Below are 17,335 nucleotides of genomic sequence, written 5' to 3'. Positions count from 1 at the left end.
TGGTGATGCCACGGCCGACCGGAGATCCGACTCTGGACTCCGCACTGGAACTGCTGCGCAGGCGCGGCAGCCCGGTTCGGGCGGTCCACTGGATTAGCGGGCCCCGACTGGGGCTGCGCCAGATCTACCTCGCGCACCTGGAGCGGTGCGGCATGGTGCATGCCGTATCGGGCCAGATGTGCGGAGTACTGCCGACGACTCGCTACCAAGCGACGGACACGGCCATCAGCCGGGACATCAGGGCCCGGCTGGACAGCGCGCTTCGCGATCAAGTCCCGCACGCCCGCCCGGGTCCACAACTGCCCTGCGAGTCCGAGATCGCACGGCTGGTGGTCCAGCACGGCTTGCCGAACGGCCCGCTGCTCGGCTTCGCCGAGGAGCTGGTGCTCACCGGCCCGACGCCCGCGCGGCTGGGATTCGAGCGCCCCGCGCCCGCCTGCGAGCCACCTCGCCCACCAGTTGTCCACCGCCTTGAGCGAGACGCCGAACACCGCCGCGACGTCCTCACGGCCCCTGCCCGCCACCAGCGCGGCCACCGCCCGCATCCGCAACGCTTCTTGCGCCGACGGCGACAACTGTCCTGCGTCACCCACCAGTTCACTCACACGGCATTCAACGACCCGGCACGCATTCGGATCACCAGTGTGCCAGCATGAGCCGGTGACCGAGCCACCGCTGCACCCGTCCGACGTGGAACTCTTCGAGGTGGACCAACTCCGCTTCATCGAAGGAGCCACGCTGTGGGTGTCGCCCGAAGAACGGCTGGCCATGGACCGTATCTGGGACGAGGCGGTGCAGGCCAACCCAAGTCTCTTCGACGGGCCGGCGGTCGCGTGTACCGGGCTGGAGTGGGAAGCGCCCGGTAGCATGGTCCTCTCCTGGGCGAGGGCAACGTACCGATACCGCGCCCTGCGCCGGGTCCCCGGGGCTCCCTCGGTGTCCTCCGTGTTCGTCGCCGTCGCGCAGCCGACGGATGACGGACGCCTCCTGGTGGGACGGATGTCGCCGTCGACGGCGACCCCTGGCCGACTGCAGCTGCCCGGCGGTTCCCTTGAGTCGCCGCCTCACGAACAGCCACTCGACGTGGTCGCGCTCCGTCGTCATGCCGCGCGGGAGCTTGTTGAAGAGACAGGTGTGCACACACGGCCAGAGAGCCTGGCCTTGTGGCTGGTCACACGCGGGGAACACGGGAACGTCGGTTTCTTGTTCCGTTCTCCGAGCCGGCCAGCCCAGCTGCTTCACCAGCGATTCGAAGCTCTGGTGTCCTCGGAGACAGCACGGGGACAAGAGCCGGAGCTGGACCAGATCGCACTGATCCGCTCCGAGACCGAGCTGGCGACCCTCGGCAGGCCCCCAGTGGACTACCTGGCGCCGGTCGTCCACCGGTATGCGCAGGAGGGCTCCACCACGACGCCTGACCGCGCGGCGAACAGAACCGATTGAGTTTCGGATCAATAAGCGGATCCTGCAATTTGGTTCGCGAACTGTTTGCATCGCCTGCAGAGTGGCGTCGGCACGGCACATCGCGCCCGGCCCACACCGGAAGACCTCCTCGGCATATGCCATCCAGTCGAGTGAACGGCCCCTTCGCGCAACGATGTTGGCGAGTAGCGTCGAATGCAATGGCGAGCCAGTCCCGAGCACCGACGACGCCTGGGGGCCTGATGAAGAACGATCAACAAACGGTCGAGCGCGGTCATCCGATGGACTTCTTCGTACTGAGGGTCCCTCGTTTCGGGCTCAGCTGGACAGCAGTGAGCAGCAGCGGTAGTGCGATCGCTATCACCACCGGGTACGTGACCACGCCGACTCAGATCTGGGCTTTGGTCTCCCTAGGGGGCGTCGGGCTACTGCGTGACGTAGCTCTTGCAGCCATAGCCACCCGTGAGCGGGTTGCTCGATGATGGCGTGAAGCCTGTCGCCTCATGGCGATGGCTCTTCGGCGTAGGGGTCGGTCTCGGCGCAGCGAGACCGACCCCACGACTTGTTCGGATTCCAGGCGTCCCTTGTATCCGCGGGCGTCAGTGGCCCGTTGCCCAGCTGCCACTCAGAGGAAGCAGGCCTCCTGAGGCCATCTTCTGTTGGCGGTTGATCCACTGCACGAGTTCGTCTACGCACTCGTCCTCGGATCGGTTGAGCGGAACAGCCGTCGGGGGCCGCGCACGTGGCATCCCGGCTCGGAACAACCGGCAGCCGAAGGCCCCGCGGCAGGAGTTCACTTCGGCGCCGGAGGTGGTTTGGCCCGCCCTGGGCAACGCCTACGCGCTCCGCCGACTGCGCGTCTTCATCCAGGTCGTCGCTACCCCACCCTCACCCAGGCGTGCCAGACGCACGGGCACCGGATGCGCCTCACCGACTTCGGCAACGAAGTCATCGAGGCGGCCAAGCCGCTCGCCGACCGGCTGGGACCGGTCGAACGCACCGACGCGGCCGAGAGGGGCGCCCGCACAGGGGACCGCGGCTGGCCCCTCGGCGACATGGGATCCCCGTCGCCCTAGGGTGCGTCGCTGGAGAGCTTCCCCGCTTCTGGCGGGACGCCTGCTGCTTCAGAATCCGTGTCGGGGCTCGGTTTGTTCGGCAGCCGGTGAGCGATCAAGGTCGCAAGGCCCGCGATCGCTGCGAGTGTGATGGCCACAAGGCGCGGGCCAGTGAGGGCCAGGAGCTGGCCGCCGAGCATGGAACCGGCGCCAGAGCCGAGGTTGTAGCCGGAGCCAAGCCAGGCGTTGGCTTCTGCGTGGCGGGTGGTGTCGATGCGTTCGTCGACGAGGAGGTAGGCGATGACGAAGATTGGCGTCATGGGCAGGCCGACGCAGAAGACGGCCACGATGGTCAGGGGGGATGACGCCAGTGCGGCCAGCAGCAGTGCGCCGATGGCTAGTGCGGCGGTGGCAATCGCGTAGCGACGCCGCAGGGATGCCGTCCATTTCCGGCGCCCGTACAGCAGCCCGCCGACGGCGCCGCCGAGGGAGAAGGCGGCAAAGGCGTAGCCGGAGGAGATGACGTTGGCGTAGTCCTCGGTGGCAGCCGGGATGATGACGTTGAGTCCGCCACCGCACAGGCCAAGGGCGATGACGGGCACGGTGATGCCCTGGCCGTCCCGGGTCCTGATCAGCGAGCGACGCCGCACCGTGACCTCGGCCTCATCACCGGATTCGGCGGCGTCATCCTCGGCGGTGGGAAGGGCGCGCAGGACGGCAGCGAGCCCGAGGGCAGCGGGCAGGAGTAGGAAGGCCCCTGTGCCTGTGACCCAGCGGGAGTCGGCCAGAGCCATGGCAGCGGTGCCGAGCAACGGTGTGGCGACGAAGGTGAGTTCTTCGACGATCGAGTCCAGGGCGTGGATGCTCTGCAGGTGCTGCTTGTCGGGCATCAGACGGGACCAGATGGCCCGCAGGCTCGGGGTCAGGGGCGGGAACAGGGCACCGGCCGCGGCAGTGATCACCAGTGGTACCTGCCAGAAGCGATACCCGGTCACGGATGCCCCAACGGCGAACAGCACCACGCAGGCCAGCGCCATGAGCACGACGCCTCCTGGCCCGTGGGCGGTGCACCAGCGCGCGCGGGCGGGGCCGGGGACAGCAATGGCCAGCAGCATCGCGCCGGAGGCCAGCCCGGCGATGCCGATCCCGTAGTGCTGGGTGAAGGAGATCAGCACCACGAAGGGGACGATGCCGGCGGGCAGGCGACTGAGCACACCGAGGGCGAGGACGCCCTTGGCCTTGGGCACAGCGAGCGTGGCGCGGTAGCTGATGGTCGTGTCGCTCACGAGATGACTCCGGCAGACGGCGGGGGCGTGGGGAGAGTGGGGATGTTCGTGGCGTTGCCCCACTGGCAGAGGATGGCCAGGGCGCGGTCAAGGTGGTCGGGGTCTTGGCCGTCGATGAGCTGGTGGCCCTCGATGTGGGCGGTGCCCTTGCTGACGCGGACCGCGATCCGCCCCACAAGGCTCGTGCCGACGAGAACAGGCATGCCGAAGTAGCCACACTCGCGCTTGACCGCGGGCTTGTATGCCTCCAACAGGTACTCGACACCGAACAGGCGACGCATGCGCGGGCGGTGCCAGATCAATGAGTCGAAGGGCGAGAGCGGAGTACACGCGTCGCTGTCCGGGCTGGGCAGCCCGAGGACTGTGCGATCGGCCCAAGCGGGCTCGTCCCAGCTCTCGATCCGCGCGGGCTCGGCTCCTTCGAGCTCGGGCAGGCAGGCGGCGACCTTCTTGGGCGGCAGACGGAAGTAGTCGGCGATGTCGTCGGCGGTCGCGACGCCGAGCACCTGCAGGGCCAGACGGGCCAGGGAACGCAGGCACTCCGTGTCGCCGGGCTCGGCGTTCAGCACGTCGCTGGGGATGGCAGACTCGGCGAGCTGGTAGACGCGCTGCCAACTGCGACGGTTGGTGCAGGCGACTTCGCCGGTGGCCAGCAGCCACTCCAGGGCCCACTTGTTGTCCGAGGATCTCTCCCAGCCGTTGCCCTGGGCGCCGCCCACGTCGCTGATGGTGAGCGGGCCCTGCTCGGCCAGGGCTGCCCGTACGTGCTCGACTGCCGCGTCGGAGACCTTCGGGCCGTTCCAGCCCTTGGCCGCATACCTGCGGCGGCGGAAGGCGAACAGCGGCCACAGGCGGATCGGCATCAGGGAGGCCGCATGCCCCCAGTACTCGAACAGCACCGGCGCTGTTTGCGCGCTGATCAGCTGTTCGGCATCGGATATCGGGACGCCGCGGGCGAGTTGGACGAGTTCGTGCGAGCGGCGGACCACGTTGATCGTGTCCAGCTGGATGCAGGTCAGACGATGCAGGACGCCTTCAGCGCCCGGTGGTGTGGCGGCGCCGTGGAGGCCCTGGGCCGCCACGGCGAGAGAACGCGCTTCGGGCAGGGAGAGGTCAATCAAGGGCGGGCTCCGCCTCCATCGGGGTGTCCTCGAACAGCCCCTTGGCCTGGAGGGAGTCCGCGTGCAGGAGCACGATGCGGGCGATGGGCTGGCCGCGGCGGATGCTCACCTGGGCGGTGGGCCGTACCGCAATGCTCAGACCATGCTCCGTGGCCATGCGGGCGGTGATCGAACTGCTCAGGATGCCGACCGGTACGTCCAGCCCTTCGGCGCTGTCCAGTGGGAGGACGAGGAGGAAGTAGCCGCGGGGCACGTCCGCGGTCCAGCCCATGCGCCACTCGACGCTTCCGGCGCCGTTGACCAGGAACATGTTCTCCCAGCCGCGCGGAGTACTGAACTGGTGCAGGTGCAGCCAGCTGGTCTTCTCCACCGCCAGGTGGGTCTTCTCGCGCTGCCACAACTCGGTCCGGTTGGCCGCCCGCCCGGCGGCCTCCGGCTCACTGATCCCGTCGAGCTCGATCTGATCCAGAGGCGTGAAGTCGATGTCGACGGGACTGTGCACGCGCCAGCCCAACTCCTGTCCCATGACCCACGGGGCGCAGTGCTCCGGGCGCCGCTCGGCGCGCACGAAACGGAAGTTCTCCCGGTACACCGCCGCATCACTGCGGCTGCGCTGCCGATCGACCTGGTGCTTGCTCGGCAGTACAGCCCACGGCTGGAGCTGACGGAACGGGACTTCGACTGGCAAAACAGCTGCACCTTCCTTCGCGGCAGGCCCCCGCACGCCGCAGCGTGCGGGGGCCGAACTTACAGACGTGACCGATGAGCCAGGGCTCAGCTGGCGGCCTTGGCGCCCTCGCTGAGCTGGGCCGCGGCCTCATTGAGCTTGCTGCCGTCATACGAGACCTCGGCCGGGTTGAAGACCGAGACGCTGCACGGCCCGTAGCCGACCTTGATCTCGTCATACTGGACCTGCCCGCCTTCCTCGGCCGGCAGCGCCAGGTCGACGCCGTCGAGGTGGACCACGGTCAGGCTGTGCGGGCTGAACTTGAACTCGAGCTGGTCGTCGTCGGGCACGGTGCGGGCGAAGATGCCGCAGTAGACAGTGCCGTCGTTGTCGTCGACCGCGATGCCGCGCGGGCCGGGGCCCACCGGGATGTTGCGGGTCGCCTTGAGCTCATCGGTGTCGACCACCGCGATCACGGAGTTGCGCTCCAGGGTGAGCAGCGCGTACCGGTTGTCGGTGGTGAAGGCGACCGCACGGCCGCCATCACCCAGGACCGGCACCCGGGCGATGACCTTGTCGGTCTCCAGGTCGATCACGGGCATCTCCGCGATCGCGTTGCACGCGACATAGGCGCGCTTCCCGGTGCGGTCGATGTTGAGGCTGTAGGGGAAGGAGTCCTCCCCGATGTGGATGCGGGCCACCTCGCGGATGGTCTCCGGGCGGCCCTCGTCGATCAGGCCGCCGAGATCGAGCTTGGCTATGTAGCCCGAGCCCCAGATGCAAACGTACGCGTAGCGGCCGTCCTTGCTGATGGCCATGTGGCGCGGGTCGCGGGCGACAGCGACCTGGGTCAGCTCGGTGCGGGACTCCAGGTCCACCACGGACACCGTGTTTGAGCCGGAGTTGGATACCAGCAGGTACCGCTCGCCCGGCACGATGCCCAGGCCGCGCGGGCCCGAGCCGACCGTGATTCGCGCGACCTCGCGGCGGGTCAGGGCATCCAGTTCGGAGACTGTGTTGGTGCTGGTGTTGGACACGAAGCCGCGCCCGTCACGGGTGAACTTCACGCTTCCGCGCGGCGCGTTACCAACGGAGATCTCCTTACGGACCTCGTGCGCCGAGGGCCCGTCCTTGCGGATGACGGTGATCTGCCCGGAGTCGGTGTCGGTGGAGTAAATCTCAACTGTCACGCTGCTGTCTCCAACTGTCGACTTCCACCACGGCCCGTGGCGGCTGAGATTGCCCGAGCGACGCTACGTTTCATGTCGAACACTGGTCCATGCCATCCCCAAGCCCTGACTGAAACCTGCCGTATTGACACGTGGTCTAGGAGCAGAGTGAGCAGAGGCATATGCGGCGATCAAGCGGAGTTCAGGCTGCGCGCTCCAGGACCGGCGATGGCACAGAAGGCTCCCGGAGTCTGACGCACGATGCGCCCGGCCCACAGCTCACGAGACATCAAACGATCAAGACCTGGCTTGAATTGAACGCGACTGACAAGCCGATCAGCTCGAGGTGAGCGACGACGCTGAGCCATGCGGGAAGTCTGGGGGTAGGACTCAAGGGCCAAGATCGTGAGACAGGTTGCCGTGGCCCGCGAATGAGACCGACCGACAATGACCTGCGCACCGCATTGGAATGGGATATTCCGAATGCCTACAGTGAGGCGGACTTGCAGAGTGGGGCCGATCTCGACGCAGCGCGATCGGCCCCACGACTTGTCTGTACGAACCGCGCGCAGCGGGCCGCCGAGCGATCGATTGCGAGAGTGCTCGACGTGCTCTTTCCTGTCCGGCCCGATGGTGGCGTCCGCGCTCTGCGTGTTCCGTGGGGATCACTCGGAATGCAGCACTATTGGGCACGAACGATCTCGTTGTCGACGAGCTGGCGCGGTCTCCCGTCCCCTCGAGATGCTCCCTTGGCCCCCGTACGATCAACTGTGGTGCGGGGCCGCTGGGAGTGATCGCAGATGTCGGTACCGCCGAGTGCCGAGCCCACGCTGTGGGAGCTGCACCGCGCCGTATCGCAACTGCGTGAGGATCTGCGCGGTGACCTCGCCCAGCTCGCCGCCCGCCTGGACCAGGTGGTCACCGAGGATGTGTACCGGGCCGACCAGCGGGCGGTCGATCAGCGCATCAGCCAGATCGAGGCAGGGCTGGCTGGGCTGCGCGGCGAGCATGACCAGGCGACGGAGCGGGCCGAGCAGCAGCGTCGTGAGGACCAGGCGCAGGCCATGGCGACGCGGAGGCTGGTGTTCAGTTCGTTCGTATCGCCGGTGCTGTTGATGGCTCTGCAGCTGTGGCTCGCGTCGCGCGGCGCGGCACCGTAGGCACGCCGATCAGGGGTACTTGAGTTTCAGTTCGGGCGCGGGGAGAACAGTGAGCGCCGAACGTGGCGACACCTATCAGTGCCGACCGACTCGTTGCCGCGCTGCGCGCCGAAGGCGTGCACGTGGTGGAGCGGCCGGGGTGGAGATCCCACAACAGGAACCACAAGGGACCGTTCGGGCCGGTGAACGGTGTGGTGATCCACCACACCGTGACCTCCGGTACCACCAATACCGTCAGCATCGTTGAGCGCGGTTACGCGGGCCTGCCAGGCCCGCTCTGCCACGGCATGGTCGCCAAGGACGGCACCGTGTACCTCGTCGGACACGGCCGGACCAACCACGCCGGCCGCGGTGATGGTGATGTGCTGCGGGCGGTTATCGCCGAGCGCGGTCTTCCCGCTGCGAACGAAGCGGACACCGACGGCAACACGCACTTCTACGGCTTTGAGTGCGAGAACCGCGGCGATGGCACGGACCCGTGGCCGAAGGCGCAGCTTGAAGCGATCGAACGAGCGGCGGCGGCACTGTGCCGCGCGCACGGCTGGAGCCCGGCGAGCGTGATCGGCCACAAGGAGTGGCAGCCGGGGAAGGTCGATCCCAAGGGCTTCACCATGGAATGGCTGCGGGAGCGCGTGTCTGCCCGGCTGAAGTCCAAGCCCTCTGGTGGAAGTTCGGGCGGCGCTTCGGCGGGGGCATCGTCGACCTATGTGGTTAAGAACGGCGACACGCTGTCCGGGATCGGCAAGAAGCTCGGCATCCGTTGGGAGCTCCTCGCCCAGGCCAACAAGATCAAGAAGCCGTTCATGATCACACCCGGGCAGAAGCTCACCGTTCCAAGGAAGGCAGGCGGCGGCATGTATACGCCGCCTCCGTTTCCGCACGGTCTTGCTCCGGGTCGCTCGTCACCGTCTGCGAAGGGTCTCCAGAAGGCGCTGAAGGACACCGGCTGGCTGGACCGCTCAGTGCCGCTGGCTGACAACTACGGACCTCAGACGCAGAAGGCCGTGGCCAGCTTCAACCGCAAGCACAACCTGTACACCACCGGCCGCCCTAATGATCCGGCCATCGGCCGACGCGGTTGGACTCTGCTACATCAACTCGCCTACGGGAACTGAACTTGAGTAACTTCATCCACGACCACAGCACCCGCCTGTACGCCGTCGTCTCGGCAGCACTCTCACTGATCGCCTACTACGTGGACGGACTGCCGACGGGGCTGATTCTTGCCCTGGCTGCCGCGATCCTCGGCACCGGCGAAGTAGTGCAGCGCATCGAAGACCGCAAGACTAGTCAGGCCCTGTCTCGCAGCCCCGCGCTCGATGATGCCCTGAACGTGCCGTCTGCGAGCACACCTTAGAGATCTGACTCGCGTGGGAAATCACCCTCCGGAGCGCCGGAATACTCTGCCGAGTGCATGATCCTCGTCAGTCCGTCGGTGATCCTCTGCGGGTCGATCTGCTCGGCAAGGGCCTGGGACCAGTCCGGCATGAAGCCCAGCCCTGCGGCCGGCGGACGCCGAGACAGCATGGGGCAACCCATTGCACTGCCGCGCAACCCCACCACGGACCCCTCCGCCGCCCACGCACCGCAGGCACCTGCGGTCCCCCGCGTGGCCCTGCCGCCGGCCCCACACCCGCCAGGCCGCCGACTTCTCGAATCCTGTGTCCAGTGACATCATCGGCCGCATGCTCTCGGAGAACACGTTGGTCGCCTGGCTCAAGGACCGGCACGGATGGCGTCATTACGACGGGCGCGTCGTCGACATCGGCTTCGCCTTCTCCGTGTCGCCGCAACCTGACGCGTACCTGATGGGCGATCAGGCCGCGTTCGTCATGGGGCTGGGGCCCACCATCGTCCTCAAGCGGACCGGTGCGGTGTGGGGCACCGGCGGCAACCCGTACTTCATGCCGCTCTGGCAGGCCCGGACCGAGGAGGAGTTCGAGGCCGCGCTCCGCCGGACCCACCCGCAGGACGATCCGGCCCGCCCGCCCGAGAGCGTCCCGTTCGACTACCGCCCGAAGCGCGCACGAGGCGCCCTCCGCCGACTGTTCGGGGCCTCTGAGAACTCCTAACAGAATGATCTTCGAGGTGGTTGGATCGCTCCGGGGTTGAAGATCCGGGGGTGTGGGATGGCGCGGCCGAAGCCGTGGGAAGCCGACGACGAGCTGTGGGCGGTAGTCGAGCCGCTGCTGCCAAAGGTCCAGCGTCGAGTTCGGCATCCGGGGCACAAGCGGCATCCGGACCGGCTGGTGTTCGGGCGGGCGCCTCAGGCTATCCGTCATTCTCTCCAGGAGCCGGCAGGATCACCGCCCGGGCCCCGGCGGGCCACGCGGGTGCGGCCACCGTCCTTCGCCGTGAAAGTCCGCATTACCAGTCGCCGAACTTTTCTTCGTCGTCTCTGGTCCATCCTTGGGGGCTAACTTGCCCGAGCCGGTCATCGAATCTGCCGGCTGCTCCGCGTTCGGCGGCAAGGTCTTCGGGGGTGGGCTGGTACCACTCGAGCCCGGTGCGGATGGTGAGCAGATCGACCATGTAGGCGCTGATGTCCACTCGGTCGTACTCGACCTGGCCGCTGCCGTCCGGGGCGTAGCGGAAGCCCTTCTCAGCGACTGCGCCGACGAGTTTGGCTACCGACTTGCCGCCGATGCCACCCACGCCGGCCACGGAGAGTTTGAGGCCGAAGACGTCCGCGACCTGTGCGTACCACCGTTGGAACTCACCTTCGGCGAAGGTGCAGTTCAACGCTCGTCCGACGCTCGTGGCGACCTGCTCCAGAGCCTTGACCGGCCGCTCCGGCGTCTCGTCAGTATCCACGCGAACGCTGAAATGTATCTTCTGTCGCTTCTTCATCTGAACACTTTCCGTTACCAAGGCTGCTCCACGCGAGGGGCGGTCACGGATTCCTCGATTCCCCGGACGTGCGGGAAAGCCGCCTTGAATGCTTTGCCTATCTACTTACTGAGGCTGAACGAGATCTTCCGGCTCGGTTTCACTGGGCATCAGCTTCGTATCGTCGCTGTTCAGATGCGGATAGGACCTTCTGGTGTTGTCATAGGTTTCCTGGTCGACCACCACGTTGAGGTCGACATCGAAATCATAGGGGTCGAAGCGGGTCTTCCCCTTGTGTGCGTCTGAGGGACGGCTTTCGCGATGATGGCCAGCGGCAGTGCGCCTCACCCCCGTCTCCGTCCCGGACGGGCAGGGCGTGTTGTTCGCCGGCTGGCGCTTCCACGCGGTCTTCACCGACAGCCCGCTCGCGCTCATCGACGCCGAAGCCGATCACCGCCGACACGCGATCGTCGAGCAGGTCTTCGCCGATCTGGAGGACTCCGCCCTCGGACACCTACCCTCGGGAAGGTTCACCACGAACGCAGCCTGGCTCACCTTCGCCGCCCTCGCGCGCAACCTCACCCGCGCGCTCGGCACCCTCGCCTCCACCTTCCACGCCCGCGCCAGTACCGGCACCATACGCCGCCAACTCCTCCACGCCACTGCCCGGTTGGCGTGGGCAGCACGCACTCTGACCTGGCAATTCCCCGAACACTGGCCGTGGCAGGACGCCTTGGAGAACCTGTGGACAGCCGTCGGTCACCGCCTGACGACCTGATTGCCGAACCCACCCGCCGCCCACGACCACGAAGGACCCTGGAGACCCCGCCACCGGAACGGCCATCCGGCACCCGCCCCTGCCCACCAGCAGAAAACCACCACGAGAAGCCCCGAAATCCATTCATCGACTTCTACGCGGTGGATCCAGGCTCAGCCGATCGTGAAGTTGGCAGTGGTCGGAGTTGGCGCAAATGCTTCTTTATCACCGATGCACTGCACGATATGGGCACGAGATCTGCGGGCTGCGCCACTCAAGAAATACCCGGCCAATATTAGCCAGCTTCAATCCGGAGCTCCGCTTGCCAGTTAGGACTTGACGCTTCACGGTTTACGCACGAGGACCTACTGTTGCCCCTCACTCGCACCAGAACTCGACAACAGGGACCACTGGTTGAACCATCAGGAGGCAGTAGTTGTGAGAAACCGTGGCGGTAGATCCCTGCTAGTGTCGCTCGCGCTCGCTGGGGCATCCATAATGGCGGCTCAGCCCGCCAAAGCGGAGGCGCCCCCGCCAGAGTGGGGATATGCGCAGACCTGGTACAAGTACAACGGCACCATGAAAAGACATGCCGATTTTCCGTGCCTAGACGACAGGAACTGGGGAAGGCCACAATGGCCCATCGACTGGGTCTACAACGTGGACTGCCCCCGCCGTTTCTGGCTGCACGAAAATGCGGACAGGTCCGGGCACGACATATGTGTGGGTCCCGGGAAGTCCGCTCTCATTCCTGAGAGGTGGAACCTCCCGATGCGTGTCGTGGTGGGCGATAGAAGTCCCTGCCCCTGAGCCATCGGTTGTGTGAGTACAGGCTGGCAGGCTTCCACTGCGGCACATTCACTCACCCACCATCAGTCCATGGCTAAATCATGGACGCCGCCCAAGTCGGTAAGAGAGAGTTCCGGAATCATATCCGGAGGCCGCACCGTGTAAGTGGTCACGCGCACCAGGATCGGATCGATCAGTAGGGCCGCCCAGGTGCCCGTCCGGGCTTCTGCCCCCTCTTCCCGTTGCAGGGAGAAGGATCCTTCAAGCGTAACCAGATATATGGGTTCGTTCGGTGCAGTAACGCCGCCGTCATACATCTGCTCCATTACGACGGACCGTGTCGTGGAAACAACCCTTCCACCGTGTGCATGAGGCTCACCCCACTCACGGGCCCACTCGCGTGCTGTCACGGCTATTTGCCGAAGAACCTGATCAGGGATTCGACTGGAAGGCATGTACAGTCCCTACCCCGAAGTCGCTGGATCAGGCGATCCGGCACGCGCACTTCACTTCGGCGGCAGGGCATGGCGTATATGGGCGGGGCTGGCTTACGTCAGCCCCTACCCTCCATGCGGTGGAAGGCGCTGTTCTTCATACCGTGCCCGTGCGGTCCCCGGTCGGCCACGCAACGGCGAGGCTGAGTCACGGGTTCGCGATCCGCGAGCGCGTACCTATCGCAATGACAGGATGTCAGTGCGTGCTGTCATGCTGATCAGGCGCGGCTCCGCCCGGGGTTGTCGCGTGTTCTTTAGTGACGACGTCTGCTCACCCGCACATAGCACGCGCGAGAGCCGCCGCCTCCTCAATCAACTCACTGCATCGAGTCCACTGCTCGTCTCCTCCAACGGGACCTGCGACCCCCGCGCATCGCCCGGCACGGGGCCCGAGCAGCCGCCTTGGCCAGCGTGATGATCAGCAACGTGTGATGCTCCGGCGGCCCGGGAACGAGGCCAGGAACGCGGACACCGTCCGCGAGGGATTCAGGCTGAAGCCGGAGCGCCTCGATGCCTTCGTGACGGGACGGAGAAATAGCAGTGCCGGAGCCCAGTGGCTTGCGATTGCCGGATGTGCCTGAACGTGTCCTACGATCCTCCTCATGGCCCAGAAGGTAGTCACAACATACGTGGATGACTTGACCGGCGAGGAATCGTCGGAAATCTCCACGCACAGCGTCCTCATCGACGGAGCTGGGGTCGAGATCGACCTCACGGATGAGAACTACGAGAAGCTCCTTGAGATCTTGAACCCCTATCTCCATGCTGACGGTGCTCGCAGGGTTCGCGGTGCAGCGAAGGCGAAGGGGAGGTCCAGGGCATCGGCTGGCGGCGGGGACGACTCGTCGGCGATCCGGGCTTGGGCGAGGGACAACGGCTTCGAGGTAAGCGATCGCGGTCGCGTGCCGGCCGCGGTCCGTGAGGCGTTCGAGAAGGCTCGCTGAGTCTCATCGAATAGATGTTGGCCCCCGCGAACTGCCGCGGGGCCAACTCGCATTCCTCAGGGGAATGGCAACGCAGTCTGCACGGCCAGTGACAATGCTCGCGAACCGATGGTGAAGCGATCGCCGCCGACACCCCACTCCCAATATGAGCGAGCTCACGCTCAGTTCACGCGCGGGTAGTCGCCATTCGGCAGTGAGTGGCCTGGCGGCGCATCCACAGTTCGATCCTTCTCTGCACTAAGCGGACTTCTCTGCACTAAGTTAAAGCGAGTCACTCGCGTGAGGGCTGAGGTCAGTCGTGGCGGGCGAGCTTGAGCGCGGAGATGAGCAGGATGACGGCGAGCCCGGGGATGAGGAGGGCGTCAGGGAAGACGCCGAGGAGTAGTCCGCCGAGGACGGCGCCGGCGATGGAGCCTGCGGCCATGACCGCGGTGAAGCGGAGGTTGGTGTCGACGACGGCGAAGCTCCCGTGTTACGCAGACCGACCTCAGTACCCGGCAGAGCCACCGGAGCAATCCCAGGATTACTCCGGTGACGGCGGGCCCCAGGGACACTTCCCTGGGGCCCGCCGCCGGGCGGTGAGGGGTGCGCTACGGCCCCCACTCCAGGTCCAGGGCGGCGCGGGCGGTGAGCTTCTCCGCGCTCAGATTCGCTTGGCGGGTCTTGCTGTTGGACAGGAAACCCTCCAGCTTCACGACGTGCCTCTCGCCGCCGCCCCGGCCCGCCTCGCGGCCCGGGCTGCCGCGGCCTGTCCTGCGGTCGTGCAGGGGTCAGGAAGAGACGTTCACAGGAGTCCGGAGTCCTGGCCGGAACCGGAGTTGCTCTCCTGGCCCAGGACCGTTCCAGAACTCATCGATGACGGCCGACCGACTTGGCCGCTGCCGACACCCTGCGCCCCCGACACCAAGCCGGTGTTCACCACTTCCTGGGCGTTCCCGACCATGTCGTTCGTGACCACTCCGCCCGCACCAACCTTGATGACCTCCTGCGCCAGCGATACCGCAGGCTGCAGAACGCCTGCTGCGCCCCCTGCGGAGTCTCCGACGTTCGCCGCCATGTTGTCGCCCATGGTGATCCTCTCCATCATGCCGACCCGGATGGTCGGCTCATGTACGAGGCTGCCCGGGGCGTACCGCCCCACCGTGCTGTCCTGCCAAGATCACCCCAATGACTGAGTCCTGTGTCAGATCCTTCGATTCGAAGAGCTTCCTGCAGACGGCGATCAGCCGCCCGGATCGGAGCGACTGGTGCAGTTAACACACCTGCCGTGCAGCGGATGCTTAAGCGGGGTGTCCGCGCCCTGCCCGCTGATCAAGCGGATCCCTTCCCGGGAAATTACTGGATAGCGCGCTCGAGCAGACACAGCATGACCTCGTCAACGCAGCGGGCGAAGCCCTCTCCTTTCTAGTACTCCAGCTGTAGATCGTGATCTTCATGTCTGGAATGCGGCTTGCCGCCGGTAATGGCTGGTGCGGGACCGGGCTTGATGGCGGCGTCGCCAGTCGGACCAGCCGAGCCGGTGGGCTGTGTCGTGGACCGGCCGGACGACGAGCGTGATGAACAGGCGCTGGATCTCGTTGCAGGACAGCGGGACCAGGTCGGTCGGTCCGGGACGGCGGGTGTGTTCGTCGGCACGGACGACGGTGAGGAAGGCGTGGGCGAGCATGGCGAGGGTGACCCAGCGGGTCCAGGAGGGGTAACGGCGGACCTGGTGTTCATCGAGCCCGGCCAGCCCCTTCTCGGTCTGGAAGGTCTCTTCCACCCGCCATCTGGACCCGGCGACCCGCACCAACGCGGTCAGCGGCACCGGCTGGGGTGAGAAGCAGCGGTAGTAGGCGAGTTCGCCGGTGGCGCGGTTGCGGCGGATCAGCAGCTGGTGGTGGCCCGGACCGGTGTCGGCCAGGTCGATGACCGCCCAGTCGTAGAAGCGGTTGCCGTTGGCTCCCGCGCCTGCCGACAGCTTCTGCCAGGCCCGCTTCGGGACCTTCGCCGGGAGCGTGTCGGCACGGAACTTGCCTGTACTGGTGGTGTCTTCGGCCGAGCAGGCCACCGCGAGGACGTAGCCGATGCCGCGTTCCTGCAGAGCCGTGCGCAGTTTCGGGTTGCCGCCGTAGACCTCATCCCCGGTGATCCAGCTCACGTGGTGTCCGGCGTCCAGGAACCGTTCGATCATCGTGCGGCCAGTTCCGGCTTGGTCGCGAAGGCAGTGTCCTCGCCGAGTCCTGCCGCCCGGCAGCGGTCTGGGTCGCACGTCCAGGAGCGCGGGATGTACAGCTCCCGGTCTACCGCCGCGTGCCCGCGCGCGCCTGTGTAGACGAGGTAGACCGCGACCTGGGAGTTCTCGATCCTGCCGGCGGTGCCGGTGTACTGGCGCTGGACGGCGACGGTGTGAGTTCCCTTCTTCACGTCGCCTGTCTCATCGACGACCGGCACCGCGGCCTCGTCATGGAGGTGCTCGACGACGTATTCGCGCACGTCGTCGCGCACGGCATCGGCGTCCCAGACGGCCCGGGACAGCAGATGCTGCATGCCGTGCGGGCTGCTCTCCCCGGCCCACTCCGCGATGGTCCAGCAATTCTTGCGAGGCAGGTCCGCAAGCAGACCCAGTACCAACCGCCCGGCCCGCAGGCGGGGTTCGTACCGGGCGAAGCGGCCCGCGATCCGGCCCCTGGCCACTTCGAATGCCTCCCGCCAACAGGTGGGATCGATGCTGTGAGCTGCTGCCACCGTCTCCTCGTAAGTCCACACAACTCACGATGATCAACGGGGCCGCGCCCATCCCCGCGCCGGCCCGACCGGCAAGATCACGAACGACAGGCAAGCGGCAGGGGCTTGTCGCTGCCCCCATACGGTGTGCCTGTCATCACACCCGAGTGGTGTCACATCTGACGCCGCTGCGCTGTCTTCACTGCGGAAGCGAGAGAAGGGATCGTGAGGATGAAGGCCGTCATCGTGTGCGCCTCCGTGTCGCACGGCAATACGCGTCGTGTCGCCGACAGTATGGCCCAGGTACTGGGCGCGAAGGTTGTCTCGCCCGAGCAGGCTGACCTGGCGGAGCTGGCCGGGGCCGACCTCGTGGGATTCGGCTCGGGCGTCTTCTATCAGAGGCTCCACCCCCGCCTGATCGACTTCGTCAAGGCGCTGCCCACCGGGCGGGGCCGGACATTCGTGTTCGCCACCAGCGGGCTTCCCGAGCTGCCGCTGGCGCCCTTCTTCCGCCCCTTGGTCAAGCTCCTGGAAAGTAAGGGCTTTGAGGTGGACGGGAACTTCTCCTGCCGGGCATTGGACACCATGGGGCCCTTCAAGCTGGTCGGCGGTATCCAGAAACAACGGCCGAACGACGGGGACCTGGCTGCCGCGCGGGCGTTCGCCGCGCGGCTGAGGGACGGGCAAGGGCCGGTTTCCTGACACGTGCCGCCCCTGCGGCCTCTACCGCATCCCCGACCAGCAAGATCACGATCTACGGCCGGAGTACTAGGGCATGTCCGATGGGTGGTTGGTGACCTGCCAGCCCTCAAGGGCGCACAGCTCCGATCCGCGTGCCCGGCACGCGATATCGCGCGCCGGGCGCTCCCGCACCCGACGGGCCTTCTCCCGCGACCACGCCACCCGCGCACTTGCGTTTGTTGGACAACCTGGCGG

Annotated in this window: 19 protein-coding genes and 4 pseudogenes; 11 read left to right on the top strand and 12 right to left on the bottom strand. The window is 66.6% G+C overall.

The window, feature by feature from the left end; translation table 11 throughout:
- Nucleotides 1-2: 2 nt before the first annotated feature.
- Nucleotides 3-365 (top strand): annotated as a pseudogene (locus tag AB0G47_RS23570) (GPP34 family phosphoprotein); the annotation flags it as partial.
- On the opposite strand, the pseudogene AB0G47_RS23565 reads toward AB0G47_RS23570, so the two are convergent.
- Nucleotides 261-545: pseudogene (locus tag AB0G47_RS23565) on the bottom strand (helix-turn-helix domain-containing protein); the annotation flags it as partial. The pseudogenes AB0G47_RS23570 and AB0G47_RS23565 sit on opposite strands and share 105 nt — an antisense overlap.
- Nucleotides 546-660: 115 nt before the next feature.
- Between AB0G47_RS23565 and AB0G47_RS23560 the strand changes: the two are divergent.
- Both AB0G47_RS23560 and AB0G47_RS23555 read left to right on the top strand, forming a co-directional pair.
- Complete coding sequence (locus AB0G47_RS23560) at nucleotides 661-1,443, top strand: NUDIX domain-containing protein (protein WP_360773179.1); 783 nt, start codon at nucleotides 661-663, stop codon at nucleotides 1,441-1,443.
- Nucleotides 1,444-2,342: 899 nt separating this feature from the next.
- Nucleotides 2,343-2,498 carry a hypothetical protein gene (locus AB0G47_RS23555; protein ID WP_360773176.1) on the top strand — a complete coding sequence of 52 codons (156 nt, stop codon included), beginning with the start codon at nucleotides 2,343-2,345 and terminating at the stop codon, nucleotides 2,496-2,498.
- Here the strand turns inward: AB0G47_RS23555 and AB0G47_RS23550 are convergent.
- The 4 genes from AB0G47_RS23550 to AB0G47_RS23535 all read right to left on the bottom strand — a co-directional run bounded on the left by AB0G47_RS23550 (nucleotide 2,495) and on the right by AB0G47_RS23535 (nucleotide 6,741).
- On the bottom strand, nucleotides 2,495-3,763 hold the full coding sequence (locus tag AB0G47_RS23550; protein ID WP_360773173.1) for an MFS transporter: 1,269 nt from the start codon (nucleotides 3,761-3,763) through the stop codon (nucleotides 2,495-2,497). The two genes, AB0G47_RS23555 and AB0G47_RS23550, sit on opposite strands and share 4 nt — an antisense overlap.
- Nucleotides 3,760-4,884 (bottom strand): crosslink repair DNA glycosylase YcaQ family protein, encoded by a 1,125-nt coding sequence (locus AB0G47_RS23545; RefSeq protein WP_360773170.1) that lies wholly within the window; start codon nucleotides 4,882-4,884, stop codon nucleotides 3,760-3,762. The genes AB0G47_RS23550 and AB0G47_RS23545 overlap by 4 nt, the downstream gene beginning before the upstream one ends.
- Entirely contained in the window at nucleotides 4,877-5,572 is a 696-nt protein-coding gene (locus AB0G47_RS23540) for a hypothetical protein (RefSeq protein WP_360773167.1), read from the bottom strand. The genes AB0G47_RS23545 and AB0G47_RS23540 overlap by 8 nt, the downstream gene beginning before the upstream one ends.
- A gap of 86 nt (nucleotides 5,573-5,658) precedes the next feature.
- Nucleotides 5,659-6,741: a YncE family protein gene (locus AB0G47_RS23535; protein ID WP_360773164.1), complete on the bottom strand. Its 1,083-nt coding sequence runs from the start codon at nucleotides 6,739-6,741 to the stop codon at nucleotides 5,659-5,661.
- A gap of 779 nt (nucleotides 6,742-7,520) precedes the next feature.
- Between AB0G47_RS23535 and AB0G47_RS23530 the strand changes: the two genes are divergently transcribed.
- The 5 genes and pseudogenes from AB0G47_RS23530 to AB0G47_RS23510 form a co-directional block, all read left to right on the top strand.
- Nucleotides 7,521-7,880 (top strand): hypothetical protein, encoded by a 360-nt coding sequence (locus AB0G47_RS23530; RefSeq protein WP_360773161.1) that lies wholly within the window; start codon nucleotides 7,521-7,523, stop codon nucleotides 7,878-7,880.
- A 62-nt stretch (nucleotides 7,881-7,942) separates the two neighbouring features.
- Nucleotides 7,943-8,995, top strand: a complete 1,053-nt coding sequence (locus AB0G47_RS23525; RefSeq protein WP_360773158.1) for an N-acetylmuramoyl-L-alanine amidase — start codon at nucleotides 7,943-7,945, stop codon at nucleotides 8,993-8,995.
- Between the two features lie 2 nt (nucleotides 8,996-8,997).
- On the top strand, nucleotides 8,998-9,237 hold the full coding sequence (locus tag AB0G47_RS23520; RefSeq protein WP_360773155.1) for a hypothetical protein: 240 nt from the start codon (nucleotides 8,998-9,000) through the stop codon (nucleotides 9,235-9,237).
- A 328-nt stretch (nucleotides 9,238-9,565) separates the two neighbouring features.
- Nucleotides 9,566-9,952 (top strand): hypothetical protein, encoded by a 387-nt coding sequence (locus AB0G47_RS23515; RefSeq protein WP_360773152.1) that lies wholly within the window; start codon nucleotides 9,566-9,568, stop codon nucleotides 9,950-9,952.
- A 57-nt stretch (nucleotides 9,953-10,009) separates the two neighbouring features.
- A pseudogene (locus AB0G47_RS23510) lies at nucleotides 10,010-10,126 on the top strand (IS5/IS1182 family transposase); the annotation flags it as partial.
- A gap of 121 nt (nucleotides 10,127-10,247) precedes the next feature.
- Here AB0G47_RS23510 and AB0G47_RS23505 read toward each other — a convergent pair.
- Nucleotides 10,248-10,730, bottom strand: a complete 483-nt coding sequence (locus AB0G47_RS23505) for a hypothetical protein (RefSeq protein ID WP_360773149.1) — start codon at nucleotides 10,728-10,730, stop codon at nucleotides 10,248-10,250.
- A gap of 105 nt (nucleotides 10,731-10,835) precedes the next feature.
- On the bottom strand, nucleotides 10,836-11,057 hold the full coding sequence (locus tag AB0G47_RS23500; protein ID WP_360773146.1) for a hypothetical protein: 222 nt from the start codon (nucleotides 11,055-11,057) through the stop codon (nucleotides 10,836-10,838).
- Between AB0G47_RS23500 and AB0G47_RS23495 the strand changes: the two genes are divergently transcribed.
- Complete coding sequence (locus AB0G47_RS23495) at nucleotides 11,047-11,487, top strand: transposase (protein WP_360773143.1); 441 nt, start codon at nucleotides 11,047-11,049, stop codon at nucleotides 11,485-11,487. The two genes, AB0G47_RS23500 and AB0G47_RS23495, sit on opposite strands and share 11 nt — an antisense overlap.
- Before the next feature lie 851 nt (nucleotides 11,488-12,338).
- Here the strand turns inward: AB0G47_RS23495 and AB0G47_RS23490 are convergent.
- The gene (locus AB0G47_RS23490) at nucleotides 12,339-12,581 is read right to left on the bottom strand and encodes a hypothetical protein (protein ID WP_360773141.1); all 243 of its coding nucleotides are present in this window, start codon (nucleotides 12,579-12,581) and stop codon (nucleotides 12,339-12,341) included.
- 770 nt (nucleotides 12,582-13,351) lie between these two features.
- Between AB0G47_RS23490 and AB0G47_RS23485 the strand changes: the two genes are divergently transcribed.
- Nucleotides 13,352-13,693 (top strand): Lsr2 family protein, encoded by a 342-nt coding sequence (locus AB0G47_RS23485; RefSeq protein ID WP_360773138.1) that lies wholly within the window; start codon nucleotides 13,352-13,354, stop codon nucleotides 13,691-13,693.
- A 292-nt stretch (nucleotides 13,694-13,985) separates the two neighbouring features.
- Here AB0G47_RS23485 and AB0G47_RS23480 read toward each other — a convergent pair whose 3' ends face one another.
- From AB0G47_RS23480 to AB0G47_RS23465, 4 genes and pseudogenes are all read right to left on the bottom strand, one after another.
- Nucleotides 13,986-14,117, bottom strand: coding sequence for a hypothetical protein (locus AB0G47_RS23480; RefSeq protein WP_360773135.1), 132 nt, complete (start codon nucleotides 14,115-14,117; stop codon nucleotides 13,986-13,988).
- Nucleotides 14,118-14,283: 166 nt separating this feature from the next.
- Nucleotides 14,284-14,388, bottom strand: coding sequence for a helicase (locus AB0G47_RS23475; RefSeq protein ID WP_360773133.1), 105 nt, complete (start codon nucleotides 14,386-14,388; stop codon nucleotides 14,284-14,286).
- 89 nt (nucleotides 14,389-14,477) lie between these two features.
- Entirely contained in the window at nucleotides 14,478-14,834 is a 357-nt protein-coding gene (locus AB0G47_RS23470) for a hypothetical protein (RefSeq protein ID WP_360773130.1), read from the bottom strand.
- A 291-nt stretch (nucleotides 14,835-15,125) separates the two neighbouring features.
- Nucleotides 15,126-16,369 (bottom strand): annotated as a pseudogene (locus AB0G47_RS23465) (IS701 family transposase).
- A gap of 261 nt (nucleotides 16,370-16,630) precedes the next feature.
- Between AB0G47_RS23465 and AB0G47_RS23460 the strand changes: the two are divergent.
- Nucleotides 16,631-17,101: a flavodoxin family protein gene (locus AB0G47_RS23460; protein WP_360773127.1), complete on the top strand. Its 471-nt coding sequence runs from the start codon at nucleotides 16,631-16,633 to the stop codon at nucleotides 17,099-17,101.
- Nucleotides 17,102-17,335: the final 234 nt, after the last annotated feature.

Origin of the sequence: Streptomyces sp. NPDC021622 (genome assembly GCF_040640795.1) — a bacterium.
Taxonomy (GTDB): Bacteria; Actinomycetota; Actinomycetes; order Streptomycetales; family Streptomycetaceae; genus Streptomyces.
The sequence above is the reverse complement of the archived record's forward strand: the minus strand, read 5'-3'. Positions and strand labels throughout refer to the sequence as shown.